Genomic DNA, 15062 nt, shown 5'->3' with positions numbered 1-15062 from the left:
CACACCTCGCTCGCACGAGGGATTCCGTGCTGGGTGACTGGTCAGGCGGAGTGTCTCAGGGGCGGTTCCTGAACGGTGACGCCGCCGAGCAAGGAGAACGCTCGTACACGCACGGTGGGGACATCGGAGTCACCCTGACCGCACTCGTCACCGTCCGCGCCGTTGGCGGAGCCGAGGAGGCCGAGTGCCAGCGCACCGAGCAGTCCACGGCGTTCCAACACAACCCGCACGCCCCGGGGCACACACACTGAGACGCCGCCGAGCAGAGAGATTTTCGTCAGCGTCACCTCCGGAGCAGCGATATCAGCCTCGCGCAGGTCGAGGTTGGTGCCGCCGATGACGGCGAGTGACACCAGATGGCGGTCCATGTGCCAGCGACCGTGGCGGCGTAGCCCGCCCATCGCCGCCACATGCCATTGGGTACGGATTTCGGGAGCGTCACCTTGCGCCGGAAGGTCGTCGATGAGCTCATCGAGTTCGGCACGGGTACGCACCACTTGTGCGTCCTCCACCCGTTCGCTGAACTCCCGCAGGCTCAGCAACCCCTCGCCGCACGCCTGGTTCAACCGCGCGATGACGGCGTTGCGTTCAGCGTCCGATGCCACTACCGCCGAACGACCCGCGCGCGCCTTCTCGCTGTGGTCTTTCATAACGGCTCCCTACCCAGAGCAGATACGTATAGCCCAGCACCACGAGCCAGAGCCGTAAACAACGAGGTCATACACACAGACCAGCCGAGGGAGTGGGTCAGCAAACGCGCGGACCAGCCGACCCAGTGAGCCAGTAACGTGCACGCCATCCCGAGCCAGATCCGCGCAGACTGCCGAGCCCGTAAAGCGCACACAAGCCGAGCCCAATGCGCACAGACTGCGAAGCTCGTCAGGCGCACACCAGCCGAGCCGGATCCGCACGAACTACCGAGCTCGCCAGCGCAGACCAGCCGGGCCAATTGGGCGCAGACCTGCCTGGCCAGTTAGGCGTAGACCTGCCGAGCCGGATCCGCGCAGACCAGCCACGCCCGTTAGGCGTAGACCTGCCGACGCAGCAGTGCCGAGGAGCCAACGTCGGCGAGCAGCTCAAACGGCAGCGTAAGCAGCTGGGGGAGGTTGGCGGGTTGAGAGAGGCTCCCGGCAAGTTACCGAGAGGGGTGCTCTCAGTGACCGCCCTGGCCGCTGGCCGTTGCCGCGAGTGGAGTTTGTGGCCTGGCATGACCGGGGCATCATCTCCTACCGGTTACGCCTGCTGACCCTCCGTCACCGCCGTCCCCCACAACCGGAAGGCACATCAATGTCACAGCCTTTTGAGCTGCCGGACTTCTATATGCCGTACCCCGCGCGGATCAACCCGCATCTCGAAACTGCACGTGAGGAGTCCAAGATATGGACGCGTGATCTCGGGATGCTGAAGGGCTCCGGCATCTGGGACGAGGCGGATCTCGACGCCCACGACTATCCCCTGCTGTGCGCGTACACCCATCCGGACTGCGACGGCCCCGAGCTGACGCTGATCACCGAGTGGTACATCTGGGTGTTCTTCTTCGACGACCACTTCCTGGAGCGCTACAAGCGCACGCACGACCGCGAGGGCGGCAAGGAGCACCTGGACAGGCTGCCCGCCTTCATGCCGATGGACCTCGCCGCCGGGACACCCGAGCCGACCAATCCCGTAGAGGCGGGCTTGGCGGATTTGTGGGCGCGGAGCGTACCCACCATGACCATGGCGTGGCGCGCGCGCTTCGCCGAGAGCACCGCGAACCTCCTGAACGAGTCACTCTGGGAACTCTCCAATATCAACGCACGGCGCATCCCCAACCCCGTCGAGTACATCGAGATGCGCCGCAAGGTCGGTGGAGCGCCGTGGTCCGCCGGCCTTGTGGAACACGCCGCACGAGCCGAGGTGCCCGCCACGGTCGCCGGCTCCCGGCCCTTGCAGGTGTTGCGCGACTCGTTCTCGGACGCCGTACACCTACGCAACGATCTCTTCTCGTACCAGCGGGAGACAGAGGACGAAGGGGAACTGGCCAACGGTGTCCTCGTTCTGGAGACGTTTCTCAATTGCACGACCCAGCAGGCTGCGGACGCGGTCAACGACCTGCTCACCTCGCGCCTTCAGCAGTTCGAGCACACGGCGCTCACCGAGCTGAGCCCGCTCTTCGCCGAGAAGGGACTGGATCCGGCGTCGTGCGCCAAGGTTCTCGCGTACGTCAAAGGCCTCCAGGACTGGCAGTCGGGCGGGCATGAATGGCACATGCGCTCCAGCCGCTACATGAACAAGAAAGCGGCGCTCACCCCGGCGGGAATCAACGAACTCAACGGCCTCGGCATGTCGGCGGCGAACATCAAGGCGTTGCTGAGCAGGCTCCGCGGCTTCACGCACACGCCGTACGAGAGGGTCGGGCCGTCGCGGATTCCCGACCTCTACATGCCGTTCCCCACCACCATCAGCCCGCATCTGAACGCCGCACGACGCAACCTGGTCGACTGGGCGGGCAGGATGGGGCTCCTCCATCCGCAGCCAGGCGTGCCGGGCTCGGAGATCTGGGACGAGGACAAGCTGGCGGACTACGACCTCCCGTTGTGCGCCGCCGGCATCCACCCTGATGCCTCGCCCGAAGAACTCGACCTCACGTCAGGCTGGTTGACCTGGGGCACGTACGCCGACGACCTCTATCCCGTGGCCTTCGGCCGTACACGGGATCTGGCCGGGGCGAAGCTGTGCAACGAACGACTACGCCTGTTCATGCCGACCCAAGACCCGGCGGTGAACGGCACCGCGCCCGCCGTGAACGGCACCGCGGTGGACGGCACCGCGGTGGACGGCACCGCGGTGGACGGCACCGCGGTGGAGGGGACCGTGCCCGCGGTGAACGGCGCGGAGGAGGTCACGGTGAACGGCGCGGAGGTCGATCGCCCGACGCCCGGCAGCGGACCAGACGCCGCGCATGCGGCCGGAGCCGTGCCTGTGACGCCGATAGAACGAGCGCTGGCCGACCTGTGGGCCCGTACGGCCGGGCCGATGTCGGTGAGCGCGCGAGAGAAGTTCCGCACCGCGATCGAGGAGATGATCGACAGCTGGCTCTGGGAGCTCACCAACCAGGCGGAGAACCGGATCCCTGACCCGGTCGACTACATCGAGATGCGCCGGAAGACCTTCGGCTCCGAACTCACCATGAGCCTCTGCCGGCTTGCCCATGAGCGCCAGGTGCCGTCGGAGATCTACGCAAGCGGCCCGATGTGTTCGCTGGAGAACGCGGCCATGGACTATGCCGCCCTGGCCAACGACGTGTTCTCGTACCAGAAGGAGATCGAGTTCGAGGGCGAGGTCCACAACGGCGTCCTCGTCGTCCAGAACTTCTTCCAGTGCGACTACCCCACCGCGCTGTCGATCGTCACGGACCTGATGACCTCGCGGATGCGCCAGTTCCAATACGTGGCCGATCACGAGCTGCCCATCCTGTACGAAGACGCCGAGCTGAGCCCGGAAGCCCGCACAACCCTCGACGAGTACGTGGTGGAGCTGCAGCACTGGATGTCCGGGATCCTGAACTGGCATGCCGGCTGCCACCGCTACAGGGAGTCCGCCCTTGTCCGCCACCACGGACCCTCACCGAGGACGGCCACCCCACATGCCCCGCAGAAACCAAGCCTCGGCCCCACGGGCCTCGGCACCTCCGCAGCACGTCCACTCTCCGCCGCCCGTCCGACCTCCCCCAAATAGAGTTTGGGCACAGCCGGCCCGCCCCCCGGTCGGCTGTGCCCTGCCACGTCCCGCCCGTCGGACCGCGTCCCCGGCTAGGCGACAAGATGATCACGGAGAGGACGGCCGTCGAAGGTCAGCGTGGTGTCGAGGGCGCGGGCTCTGCGCGCAAGCTCGGTGAGCCGGTCCGCGCTGGTGACCGCGGCGTCAATGGCGGCCAGGACGGCGGTGACGTCGTGAGTGCGGGTGGTCAGCACGAGAGCGCGGAGTGTCGCCTGATCGAGTCCGGTCGGCCGGCTGGCCCACTCGCCGCGCAGGTCGCGGATGCCGGCGAGTGCCGAGCCGATCTCCTCGTGCAGCGTGGAGTCCGCCAGTCTCCAGTCGGCGGCGTCTGACGAGAAGGAGGCCGGCTGGAAGGGGAGGCCTGCAAGTGGACCGGTGAGATCGGCAAGCCGGGCGCTGATCCTGGTGAGCTCTTCGCAGTGATGCTCCATTGAGACCAGCGAGGCGGCCACCGCGGAGGGCTCGAGCCAACTGGCCGTCCAGCCGTTCAGGAACGCCGTCAGTGCCTCGGCTGCGGCAGCCAGCCGGTCATCGGCATCCGGGGCGATGGCCGACTCGATCGCCATGGCTCGGCGTCGTGCCTGCGTCGCCCGGGCTCGCAGGTCACTGGGCTCCGGCGGGGCGAGTACCGCTCCGCTGAGAGCGATCGACTCCGCCGCCGTGGACGCTCTTTCCAGCATTGCGCGCACGGCTCGCCGCTCCTCCTGCCCGGCGTTCACCTCGCTCAGCACAAGCACCGCGAGTGGCACCGCAAAGAAGAATCCGGTCAGTGAGGACAGGACGTTCGTCAGGAATCCGCGCCCCTCCAACCAGCCCGTCGTCTCGTCCACGACGATGCCTGCCAGGAGCAGCACTGTGCCCAGCACCAGGCTGAGCCGTACACCGGCTCTCACCTCGGGCGAGGCGGCGCGCCAGGTCCTTGCGAGATGTCCACGTACGATTCCATCCGCGCGGGGAGTCCTCCTGAACCGTTCCGTCACCACTCACCTCACTTTCGGCCGGAAGCAGGCTGCTGTGGTGGCGTCCAATGTTCGATCAGCTCATCCTCGTCCGACGAAATGCACGGTTTCACAAATGGCGGCCGATGACACCAGCGGACTGCTGAGCCCAGGAACCTCACCGCCGCAAGCCCGAGATTCCTTTGGGAAGCGCTGGTGATGGCGGTGGGCTGGCCACTGCTCCGGGACGTGTCTCCTCAACCTGGAGTGGCGCTGCTCGCTCTGGAGTGCGGACATGTCGTACCTGCTCCACGGCGTTGTCGGTGATTTCGACCGCCTTCGGATGCTGTGGGTCGACCTGCCGCGCGCGGTGGTGGTGCCGCTGCGGTAACGCCTGGGCTTGCCGCCGGTGACCTGCGAGGTCTTCGACGAGCTGACCGACGCGCGGCGGGAGACGGACCATTGCGGGACGGACCGTTGAGGAACGGACCGTTGAGGAACGGACCGTTGAGGAACGGACCGTTGAGGAACGGACCGTTCGTTTCTCATGTCCCCGGTGTTCACCGAAGGGCTGGAGGACTGGCGGTGTGCGACCGGCGCGCGCCCTAGACATCGCCGACTACGACGCTTGGGTGGGGGCGCGCCGTGCGCAGCAAAGGCCGACGCCCGCGCCACCGCCGAACGTGACAGGTATGTCAGGCGTGACGATGTCCCCTGGTGCTTGCCTCTGCGGGCCCACAGATGAATGTCGCATCAGGCGGCCAAGGCCGGAGCGAACCGGGCTGAACGAATGAGCGGCGAGGCCGCGACACCTGCATCGCCGCGCTCACGATAGCGCCGCTTTGGGCTATTTGTCCGGTTGAGGGACGTGCGTGAGGCGGCGATCGTCCGCAGCAAATCTCCCACGGCGGGGTTGAACATTGCCGTAATTTCGGTCTCTATGCCGACTTGCCCCGCAATACTCAACATCATCGCCAAATCGCAGGAGATCCGACATGACTGATCCGCCTCCGATTCCCCCCGAGGCCGAGCCCGAGGCGCACCACGCCACGGAAGCCGACGAGGACCGCGTCCTCGTGGACATCTACGGCGAACCCGATCCCGACGGCTTCTACCGCGGGGGCGGCTGATGGGCAGCGCGTCAGCAATGATCGCCGAGGCCCGGAAATGGCTGGGCACCTCGGGCCGCCCCAACACCCTCACCCGCGCGTACGCCTCCCGCCACGGCGACGGCTTCCTCCGCGCACCCTGGTGCGACATCGCGGTGACCGAATGGGCCCGCCGCTCCGGCAACGCCGACGCCGTGCTCCCCGCCGGAGACCGCGCCTACACCGTCTGGCACGCGCAGGACTTCCAGAAGATCAAGCGCTGGTACACCGGCACCGCCGCCAACATCGACAAGGCCAAGCCGGGCGACATCGTCTTCTTCGACTGGGGCTCCTCCAACACCATCGGCGCGATCGACCACGTCGGCATCGTCGAGAAGGTCCTCGGCGGCGGACGCGTCCAGACCATCGAAGGCAACACCGGCGACGCTTGCAAACGCCGCGTCCGTTCCGCCTCCTCGATCGCCGGATACGGCCGCCCCGCCTATACCGCGTACAAGTGGAACGGCAAGGCGCCAGCAGCGACGCTGCGCCGCGGAGACGTCGGCGACCGCGTGCGCGACCTGCAGAACGCCCTCATGAAGGCCGGGGAACGGCTGCCCGAGTTCGGCGCCGACGGCGACTACGGCGTCGAGACCGTGAACGCCGTCACCTCGTTCCAGCGCAAGCACGACATCAGCGAGACGGCCGGGGTCTATGGCTCCCGCACCGCGGCCGCGCTCCAGAAGGCCCTTTCCCCCCGTCCCCCCGAGGAGGACGACGAAGTGCGGTATTACGGACAGCTCAACAACGGCCCCGCCGCGATCACCCCGATTTCGATCCACCCCGGTGACGCCACAGCGATCGGTTTCTGGGGCGACAACGGGATCCAGCAGCTCCCGCCGGCCAGCATCCGGGTCGCGATCCACGACGCGAAGGGCTGGTACTCGGAGATCCTGGTCGTCGACTCCGCCAAGCCAAAGCCGTGGATTCGGTTCCGCGACCCCAAGACGACCGACGGCGTCAGCATCCGTCGCGAGGACGACGGCGCGGTCGCCGTCGCCTGGGACGCCTCCTGAGCAATCACCGTGAACGCCCCGATCCACAGCTGGATCGGGGCGTTCCCCCTGTCGGAAGGAAGCGGGGATGAACAATTCTCCCGGGCTGGTGCGGCAACTCCTCCAGACCGTCGTTGCGTACACATGGTTCTTCGAGACGTGTGACGACTCCGTGCTGGACGACCGCACGGCGCTCAAGCAGATGGAGTACGCCTCTTACCTGCTCAATCAGCTAGCGGACGAGGAGAAGCAGCGCCTGGTCGAGGAATTGGCCGCGTTGGCAGCCGCAGAGACCGACCCCGCGTACCGGAAGTTCCTGCAGACCTTCGCATTTGACATGGGCATCACCGAGGACTGAGCAGACCGGCGCACGCAAGCAGCGAGCGGTCGCCACCGGCGATCGAACGTGGCGCGGACCGACCAACTTTTCCGCCACAGGTCTCCACTCCAAGGCGCCGCTAAGAACGACAGTTTCGTCACAGCCTGCGGAGGCAGGCCCAGGACGGCGTCACCAGCATCAATGGCTATACGCCGGTCCCTGTCACCACTGAAGGTATGGAAGGCTTCGCGCGTGGATCTACGCCCCTGCACTCCTCCGGCCCACCCGCGTCGCGCTTCAAGCGAAAGAAAACAACCTGACTTGCGGGACGGAGCCGGTCATCATGAGCTGCATGGATGCCCAAGGTTTGTCTCGCGAGGACGTAGCCTTCCTGCTCCGTGACTTGTGCGTCCGCCTGGCTTTTGCCTGGCGCCAGACGACCAGGCCACTCTTTGCGATGCGCCACCGGGGGACGTTGATTCCTTCACGGACGCGGTCTTCCGTGCAGAGGGCATGGATCCGCTGTTGTACAAGTCGCTGCGTCGTCAGGTCATGGAGATGGTGGCACGAGCCTTCAGGGAAGGCTCCGCAGGCAACTCGTGAACGCGGCGGCGCGTATCCGAAACTGCCGTCAGCCGCAGGTCGGACAAAGCCAGCGGCGGTCGCACGCCCAAGCGGCCTGCCGGGCAGCGCGTGGAAACGACTGCTGACCTGCACGCGGCTCCGCTTCGATCTCGCTACGCCTTTGGATCATTCCGCATATATTTCGGACCTTTAACTTGTATTCAGCCCTTATTGCCGTGTCTGCCACGACGGAACTTCATCCACGACATGCCTTCCCCGCTGTGCCCGAGGGAGCCTCGCGCCCAAGCCCGCATATCGCGACGGTTCTCACGCGCCTCGGCAGATGCGGCATCGCTGACTCGAATCCGGTGACCCCTCCTCCGGGCACGCCAGTCCACCAACGCGCCGTAGATCAACAGCACCGCAACGAAACCCAAAGGGACCAGCCACCACATCACCAGATAATCGCTCAAGCCGGACCGCGTGGATAGGCCTGCTCTCGCATCGCGGTCCCGCCTCCGATCGCGGACGCGCTGAGCACGACGGCCAACGCAGAGCTCAAGAAGAGGAAGCGATCGGGCAAGCAAACGTAGAAGAGGCCCTGGGCTCGACGCGATCATGGTGCTTCGTGCCGGAGGGGCTGAAGTCCGGAAGGTGTCGGGGGTGCGGGGGCGGAGCCCCGCAGGGGTTTGGGGCGGAGCCCCAATGAGCCTGTCCGAGCGTCAGCGAGGGCCATGCCCTTGAGTCGAGGGAGGCTCAAAGCACTGGGCCTCGGGTGCGCGGACGCCCCCATCCATGGTCTGGATGGGGGCGGGGTGTGTGGAGCCTAGGGGATTCGAACCCCTGACACCCGGCTTGCAAAGCCGGTGCTCTACCAACTGAGCTAAGGCCCCTCGGATGCGCCCCTGGGAGGGCGCGACAAGCTTACCTGTGCTCGGCGGTCACTGCGTCATCGTGGTGGCGGGAGCGTGGTGGGGACAGGACAAGGTCGGGGAAGTCGGCCACGCTGGCGAGGACGTGGGTGGCGCCGGCGCTGTGGAGGCGGTCGGCGTCGTGGGCTCCGGTGAGGACGCCGGCGACGATGGAGGCTCCCGCGCGGCGGCCCGAGAGCATGTCGTTCTCGGTGTCGCCACAGACGGCGATGTGCCGTACGTCGTCGATGCCCAGGCGGAGCGCGGCGGACAGGATGAGATCAGGCCATGGCCTACCGCGGCCGCCGTCCTCGGGGGACAGGGCCATGTCGACCCGGCCCCACCAGCCGAGCGTGTCGAGGACCCGGCCGAGGGTGCGGCGGCTGAAACCGGTCAGCAGGCACACTCGGACCCCGGCACTGGCGAGGCGATGCAAGGCCTCCTCGGTGCCGGGCACGGGCACGAGCCCCCGACGGTCGACGATCAAGTCGTACGACCGTTCGAACGAGAGGTTCGCGGCTTGCGCGCGGGCCTCGTCGCCGGCGAACAGCGAGCGGAAGACTTCGATCTTGGGGCGGCCGCGGGCATCGTGGACGTGCGCCATGGCACGTTCGTACGCGGTCGTGCCGGCGACGATCCCCATCGTGGCGATCGCCTCGGCGAAGGCCGTGGCGACGGCGTCGCCGTCGGCCACAGTGGTCCCGGCGAGATCGAGGCAGGCGACAGTGATCCGCTCTGCTCCGCTCACGCCGGGGCCTCCCTCGAAGTCAGTCTCCCGTGCGCCGCGGGACTATCTCAGCTGTCGGAGGACGTGGCCTCGGTCCACAGGTCCAGCTCAGCGCGGTCCTGCTGGAGCCGACGCCAGACAGCGAAGCCGCCAAGAGCAATAACAGCGAGAACAAGCAGCTTCTTCACGGTGGGGACCCCTTCACCTCGACTATGAAGCCAAACCTGGGGGGCGTTCCGATCATGTAACTCTTCCCCAGGCTCTCCGCAGCCTAGCAACCGATCCCGGCCGCTCCGCACCACACACCGTTATCCGGTCGATCTTCGTCAGCGTCCTCTCGCCGAACGGCCCGATCGGCCGCATAATCCAGGCACGGCGAAATGTCTGGAAGTCCCATGAGCGCAGAGGACGACTTCGGTCTCTGGGAACGCGAACTCCGGCAGGCCCCCGAGCCCGAGGGCGGCACGGGAGGCGGCGGCATGATCACGGCAGCCGCCGTCGTCACCGCCGGGTGCATGGTGCTGATCATGCTCGGACAGGCACCGCTGGGCACCGCCGGCCTGATCCTCTGCTCGCTCATCCTGGTGCTCTGGCGGTTCGGCTTCTGAGGACGACTGGAAGGCGCCAGCCCGAAGTGTGGTGTTAAGCCGATCTACTCGCGATAATCCGGCGCGGCCCGTTTGATCAACGGGTCGAGCCGGCGCGCCCGGTCCCCCTGGACGACCTCGTCCACCGTGCGCGCCCTCGAGGAGGTAGGCGCATGAGGAGAGCAAGGACGCTCGCGATCGCCGTGGTGACGGGCACCGCCACGGCCGCGCTGCCGATCGGAGCGGCGAGCGCTGTAGCGGGCGCGGCGCCCGGTGATGCGAAGGTGGTACCGATCCAGGTCACCGGGGATCCGGCCAAGCGCTTCAACCTGGTGATCATGGGTGACGGTTACATGACCGCTGACCTGCCGAAGTTCCGGGCCCATGTGGACAAACACCTGAGCGACCTGTGGACGATCGAGCCGTTCAAGTCGTACCGCAGCTATGTGAACGTCTACGCCGTCGAGATCGAGTCGGGGGAGTCGGGAGTCAGCTGCGACCCGGCCCTGGAGTCCCCGCGCCGCACGACGCCGCTGAACATGGCGTTCTGGGGCGGCTGCACCACGCAGGGTCCCCAGCGCCTGCTGACGATGAGCTCCTCGGCGGCCAAGAAGTACGCCGACATGGTCACCGGAACCTCGTCCGCCAACCGGCAGATCCTCGCCCTGGCCAACAGCGACACCTACGGCGGCGCAGGCGGCACGTACGCCACCGCGTCGGGAGGCAACGCGCTGTCGGCGCTGATCACGCCGCACGAGCTCGGGCACTCGCTGGGCGGCCTGGACGACGAGTACGACTACTACCAGCGCGGCGTCCCCGGCGGCACGTACGAGGGACCCGAACCGGCGTCCATCCACCACACCCTCCTCACCGAGCAGCAGATGCGCGACCAGAAGAAGAAGTGGTGGCGCTGGCTCGGAGAACGGAGCGAATCCGGCGGGACCATCGGCCGGTACGAAGGTGGGCTCTACAACACCAAGGGCGTCTGGCGGCCCAGCCGGCACTCGATGATGAAGACGCTCGGCTACTACTTCGACCAGGTCTCCCGCGAACGCATGACGCAGCGGATCTCCGCCAAGGTCAACCTCGTTCAGGCGCACACCCCCACCGACGCCCCGATCGGCGCCGACCGCGTGGTGTGGCTGGAGACGATGCACCCGACCGGGGGCGATCTGTCCGTTCAGTGGACGCTCGATGGCCGTGTCGTACGCGGAGCGCGCGACCTCAGCAACCTCGACCTCCGCACGCTGCGGATCAGGCCGGGTGTGCACACGCTGAAGGTGACGGTCACCGACACGACCGCGTTCGTCCGAGACCCGGAGATCCGCGCGTCCGCCGCGCTCACGCAGACCCGTACGTGGACGGTCGACACGCGCGTCAAGACGCCGCCCACGAACGAGGCGGCGGACTTCACGTCTTCGACCCCGACCGACCGCCCCGTGGGCGCGAAGGACGTCGTCTATGCCGAGACGACGCACCCCGCGCGCCGCACGCCGCGGATCTCGTGGTTCGTCGACGGGCGGCGCGTACGAGGCGGTGACCGTTCGATCGATCTGGAACGGCTGCGGCTCTCCCCCGGCGCTCACCGGCTCGTGGCGAAGCTTGGCTCACGCACGCGCGCCTGGACGATCGACGCAAGCCGGCCGACCGTGACGTACGAGCTGTCCAAGGCCGCAAAGACGACCAAGCCGCGGCCGGGCAAGCCTGCCGAGTATGTCTTCGACGGACCGTTCACCATGCGGCTGACCGGTGCGGACGACCGCCCCGGCGCAGTCGTGACCGAGTTCCGGGTGGACGGGGACGGCTGGTTCAACTACTTCGGCTGGCCGACCGACTCCAAGGCGCCGTTCCTTTTCACCGCGAACGGCACCGTCATCGACCATCTGACGTACGGCAAGCTCGGCACGGGACGTCACACGATCGAGTACCGCGCCATCGACTCGTCCGGCAACATCGGCCGCGCCGGCAAGTTCGTCGTGACCCTCAACGGCTGACGTCCACGTCCCGAAGGCGGTGACGTCCACGTCCCGAAGGCGGTGACGTCCACGTCCCGAAGGCGGGTGGCCTCGCGCCCGCCTTCGGGGCTTGGGCGTCGCTATGGCGCCGGGCCACCGCCAGTGGGATCATCCCGCCATGAAGCTACGAGGCGCGAAAGTTCTGCTGACGGGTGCCACCGGCGGCATCGGCCAGGCGCTCGCCGAGGCGTTCGCCGCGCACGGTGGCGAGGTGGTGCTGACCGGCCGCCGGACCGACGTGCTCGAACCGCTGGCCGAACGGCTGGGCGGTCGCGCGATCGCCGCCGACCTCGCGGATCCGGCCACCCCCGAGCAGTTGCTCGCTGAAGCCGGTGAGATCGACGTTCTTGTGGCGAACGCGGCGTTGCCCGGCTCCGGGCTGCTTTCCGAATACTCGATAGACGACATCGACCGCGCCCTCAACGTCAACCTGCGCGCACCGATGGTCATGGCGAAGCTGGCGGGAGAGCAGATGTCCGCTCGTGGCCGGGGACATCTGGTCTTCATCTCCTCGCTGTCCGGCAAGACCGCCTCCGGGCAGGCCTCGATCTACAACGCCACCAAGTTCGGGATGCGCGGCTTCGCGCTCGCGCTCCGCGAGGACCTGCGACCGCACGGTGTCGGGGTCTCGACGGTGTTCCCCGGCTTCATCAGGGACGCGGGCATGTTCGCCGACGCCAACGTGACCCTGCCGCGCGGAGTCGGCACGCGCTCGCCGCAGGATGTGGCACGCGCGACCGTACGAGCCGTCGACAAGAACATCGCCGAAGTCGACGTCGCCCCGCTGGGCCTGCGCATCGGCGCGCTGATCGGCGGTGCGGCCCCCAGCCTCGCGGCTGCGGTCCAACGCCGCGCCGGCAGCGACAAGATCACCCGCGGCCTGGCCCAGGGCCAGCGTGACAAGCGCTGATGGTCGCCGTGCCGTGATCCAATGGAACCCGGCAACGACGACGTTCTGGGGAACCCATGACTGACCTCTCCACCCGCCCGGCGGCCGCGAGCGGCACGTTCGCCCTCGGCGGCGACCTGCCCGTGCATCGGCTTGGCTTCGGCGCCATGCAGATCACCGGCCCCGGCGTCTGGGGCGAGCCCGCCGACCGCGACGAGGCCCTCCGCGTGCTGCGCCGTGCCGTCGAGCTCGGCGTGACGTTCATCGACACCGCCGACTCGTACGGACCGTACGTCAGCGAGGACCTCATCGCCGAGGCGCTCCACCCGTACCCGGACGACCTGGTGATCGCGACCAAGGCGGGCCTGACCCGTCCAGGGCCGGGCGAATGGCTCTCCCTCGGCCGCCCCGAATACCTGCGGCAGTGCCTGGAGATGAGCCTCCGGCGGCTCAAGGTGGAACGGATCGACCTCTACCAACTCCATCGCATCGACGCGAAGGTGCCACTGGAGGAACAACTCGGCGCCCTGCGGGACATGCAGAACGAGGGCAAAATCCGCCACATCGGCCTCTCCGAGGTCTCGGTGGAGGAGCTCGAGGAGTCCCGCAAGATCGTCGACATCGTCTCCGTGCAGAACCTCTACAACCTGACCTTCCGCAAGTCGCAGCCGCTGCTCGACCATTGCGAACGCGAGGGGATCGGCTTCATCCCGTGGTTCCCGCTGGCAACGGGCAAGCTCGCCGAGCCCGGCGGGATCCTGGCCGAGGCCGCCGAGCGCCACAACGCCACCCCGGCCCAACTCGCGCTGGCCTGGCTTCTGCATCGCTCACCCGTGATGCTGCCCATCCCCGGCACGTCAAAGGTCGCACACCTCGATGACAACCTCGCCGCCGCCAACATCTCCCTCTCCCCTGAGGAGATCGACCAACTAACCGCCCTGGGTTGATTCCCCCAGCCTCCCCGTCCACAGACCCGCGTAGCGCTACGCACCAGCCAGCAAACACCGGACCGACTGCGCATCGTCGGCTGCACATCGGCCATGCGAATTGCTCCGGCAGCACGGATGGTGCCGCACGAACTGGTCACCACCCCACACGTCAGCTGACGGCACGTCGGCAGGCGCCATGTCGGCAGGCGGTGCATCGACAGGCGGTGCATCGACAGGCGGTGCGTCAGCGGGTCCGCGCGTCAGGTCCGCGCGTCAGCAGGTCCGCGCGTCAGCGGGTCCGCGCGTCAGCGGGTCGGTGCGTCGGCGGGCCGGGTGTCAGGGGACGGTGTGTTGGTGGGTGACGTGTCTGTGGGTGGGGTGTCGGTGGGCGGTGGGGGTGAGGGTTGGCGGACCGTGGCCAGGACGGAGCCGCAGAGGATCAGGATGAACGAGATGGCGATCGTGGCGGTGAGGGGTTCGCTGAGCAGGACCACACCGGCGACGACGGCGACGGCCGGGTTCACGTAGGTGAAGACCATGGCTCTGGACGTGCCGACCTCGCGGATGAGCTCCAGAAAAATCATGAACGCCAGGGCGGTGCAGAGGACGCCGAGGCCTGCGAGGGCGGCGAGCACGCGTCCGTTGGGCATCGTGTCCGGCCACGTCACGATTGCCGGAGGCATGTAGACGAGCGCGGCGAACGTGAGGCACGCGGTGGTCAACGGCAGGCTCGGTACGTCCTGCAGCTTGCGGGTGGCGATCAGCGGGGCGGTCGAGTACCCGAGCACGACGAGCATCACCTCGCCGATCGACCAGGCGCTGCCACCGTCCAGATGCGGTGCTGCCAGGACGGCGACGCCCGCCAGGCCGAGCAGCAGCCCGGCCCACCGCGCCGGTCCGAGCCGTTCAGCGTCTCCGGCCAGGCGCGCCACGAGCACCCCGACGATGGGCACGGCGGCGATGAGGAGACCGGTCATCGAACTGGACAACGTGCGTTCGGCGTCGGACAGCAACGCCCACGGTCCGAGGATCTCCAGGAGGGAGAACACGACGAGCCATTTCCAGTGGCGCCGGAGCATCCCGAATCCACCGGCGCGCATCGCGAAAGGCAGCAGCAAGGCGGCTCCCAGCGCCGTCCGTGCGAACACGAGGACGGGCACCGAGACATCCTCGACCGCCACTTTGATCATCAGGTAGGGGATCCCCCACAGCACGCTCATCAGCGCGAACAACACCCACCCGCGGCGACTCAACACGTCCTCCGTTCGCCCATATGCGTTC

Annotated in this window: 13 protein-coding genes and 1 tRNA gene; 8 read left to right on the top strand and 6 right to left on the bottom strand. The window is 67.6% G+C overall.

Annotated features, from left to right (window positions below; genetic code table 11):
- Positions 1 to 41: 41 nt before the first annotated feature.
- Entirely contained in the window at positions 42 to 650 is a 609-nt protein-coding gene (locus F8566_RS29375) for a DUF1707 SHOCT-like domain-containing protein (protein WP_151565093.1), read from the bottom strand.
- A gap of 637 nt (positions 651 to 1287) precedes the next feature.
- Between F8566_RS29375 and F8566_RS51580 the strand changes: the two genes are divergently transcribed.
- Positions 1288 to 3717: a terpene synthase family protein gene (locus tag F8566_RS51580; RefSeq protein WP_225993633.1), complete on the top strand. Its 2430-nt coding sequence runs from the start codon at positions 1288 to 1290 to the stop codon at positions 3715 to 3717.
- A gap of 74 nt (positions 3718 to 3791) precedes the next feature.
- Here F8566_RS51580 and F8566_RS29360 read toward each other — a convergent pair whose 3' ends face one another.
- Positions 3792 to 4652 carry a hypothetical protein gene (locus tag F8566_RS29360; protein ID WP_151565092.1) on the bottom strand — a complete coding sequence of 287 codons (861 nt, stop codon included), beginning with the start codon at positions 4650 to 4652 and terminating at the stop codon, positions 3792 to 3794.
- A gap of 1040 nt (positions 4653 to 5692) precedes the next feature.
- Here F8566_RS29360 and F8566_RS52400 point away from each other — a divergent pair.
- The 3 genes from F8566_RS52400 (at position 5693) to F8566_RS29350 (ending at position 7198) form a co-directional block, all read left to right on the top strand.
- Positions 5693 to 5827 carry a hypothetical protein gene (locus F8566_RS52400; protein ID WP_264159457.1) on the top strand — a complete coding sequence of 45 codons (135 nt, stop codon included), beginning with the start codon at positions 5693 to 5695 and terminating at the stop codon, positions 5825 to 5827.
- Entirely contained in the window at positions 5827 to 6861 is a 1035-nt protein-coding gene (locus F8566_RS29355; RefSeq protein ID WP_151565091.1) for a CHAP domain-containing protein, read from the top strand. Before F8566_RS52400 ends, F8566_RS29355 begins: the two co-directional genes overlap by 1 nt.
- Before the next feature lie 67 nt (positions 6862 to 6928).
- Entirely contained in the window at positions 6929 to 7198 is a 270-nt protein-coding gene (locus tag F8566_RS29350) for a hypothetical protein (protein ID WP_151565090.1), read from the top strand.
- A gap of 1345 nt (positions 7199 to 8543) precedes the next feature.
- Here the strand turns inward: F8566_RS29350 and F8566_RS29340 are convergent.
- The 3 genes from F8566_RS29340 to F8566_RS51575 all read right to left on the bottom strand — a co-directional run bounded on the left by F8566_RS29340 (position 8544) and on the right by F8566_RS51575 (position 9549).
- Positions 8544 to 8616: transfer RNA gene (locus tag F8566_RS29340), tRNA-Ala, on the bottom strand.
- Between the two features lie 31 nt (positions 8617 to 8647).
- On the bottom strand, positions 8648 to 9382 hold the full coding sequence (locus F8566_RS29335; RefSeq protein ID WP_192809913.1) for an HAD-IA family hydrolase: 735 nt from the start codon (positions 9380 to 9382) through the stop codon (positions 8648 to 8650).
- 47 nt (positions 9383 to 9429) lie between these two features.
- Positions 9430 to 9549 (bottom strand): DLW-39 family protein, encoded by a 120-nt coding sequence (locus F8566_RS51575; protein ID WP_225993632.1) that lies wholly within the window; start codon positions 9547 to 9549, stop codon positions 9430 to 9432.
- A gap of 207 nt (positions 9550 to 9756) precedes the next feature.
- Between F8566_RS51575 and F8566_RS29330 the strand changes: the two genes are divergently transcribed.
- The 4 genes from F8566_RS29330 (at position 9757) to F8566_RS29315 (ending at position 13799) form a co-directional block, all read left to right on the top strand.
- Entirely contained in the window at positions 9757 to 9969 is a 213-nt protein-coding gene (locus F8566_RS29330) for a hypothetical protein (protein WP_151565089.1), read from the top strand.
- Positions 9970 to 10121: 152 nt separating this feature from the next.
- A complete protein-coding gene (locus tag F8566_RS29325; RefSeq protein WP_151565088.1) occupies positions 10122 to 11942 on the top strand; it encodes a M64 family metallopeptidase in 1821 nt (606 codons plus the stop codon).
- 139 nt (positions 11943 to 12081) lie between these two features.
- Positions 12082 to 12873 carry an SDR family NAD(P)-dependent oxidoreductase gene (locus F8566_RS29320; protein WP_151565087.1) on the top strand — a complete coding sequence of 264 codons (792 nt, stop codon included), beginning with the start codon at positions 12082 to 12084 and terminating at the stop codon, positions 12871 to 12873.
- Positions 12874 to 12929: 56 nt separating this feature from the next.
- Positions 12930 to 13799, top strand: coding sequence for an aldo/keto reductase (locus F8566_RS29315; protein WP_151565086.1), 870 nt, complete (start codon positions 12930 to 12932; stop codon positions 13797 to 13799).
- A 287-nt stretch (positions 13800 to 14086) separates the two neighbouring features.
- On the opposite strand, the gene F8566_RS29310 is transcribed toward F8566_RS29315, so the two are convergent.
- Positions 14087 to 15034, bottom strand: coding sequence for a DMT family transporter (locus F8566_RS29310; protein WP_151565085.1), 948 nt, complete (start codon positions 15032 to 15034; stop codon positions 14087 to 14089).
- Between the last annotated feature and the right edge of the window lie 28 nt (positions 15035 to 15062).

The sequence above is a fragment of the Actinomadura rudentiformis genome, from assembly GCF_008923185.1.
In the GTDB taxonomy this organism is placed as follows: domain Bacteria; phylum Actinomycetota; class Actinomycetes; order Streptosporangiales; family Streptosporangiaceae; genus Spirillospora; species Spirillospora rudentiformis.
This window is presented reverse-complemented; position numbering and strand designations above follow the sequence as displayed.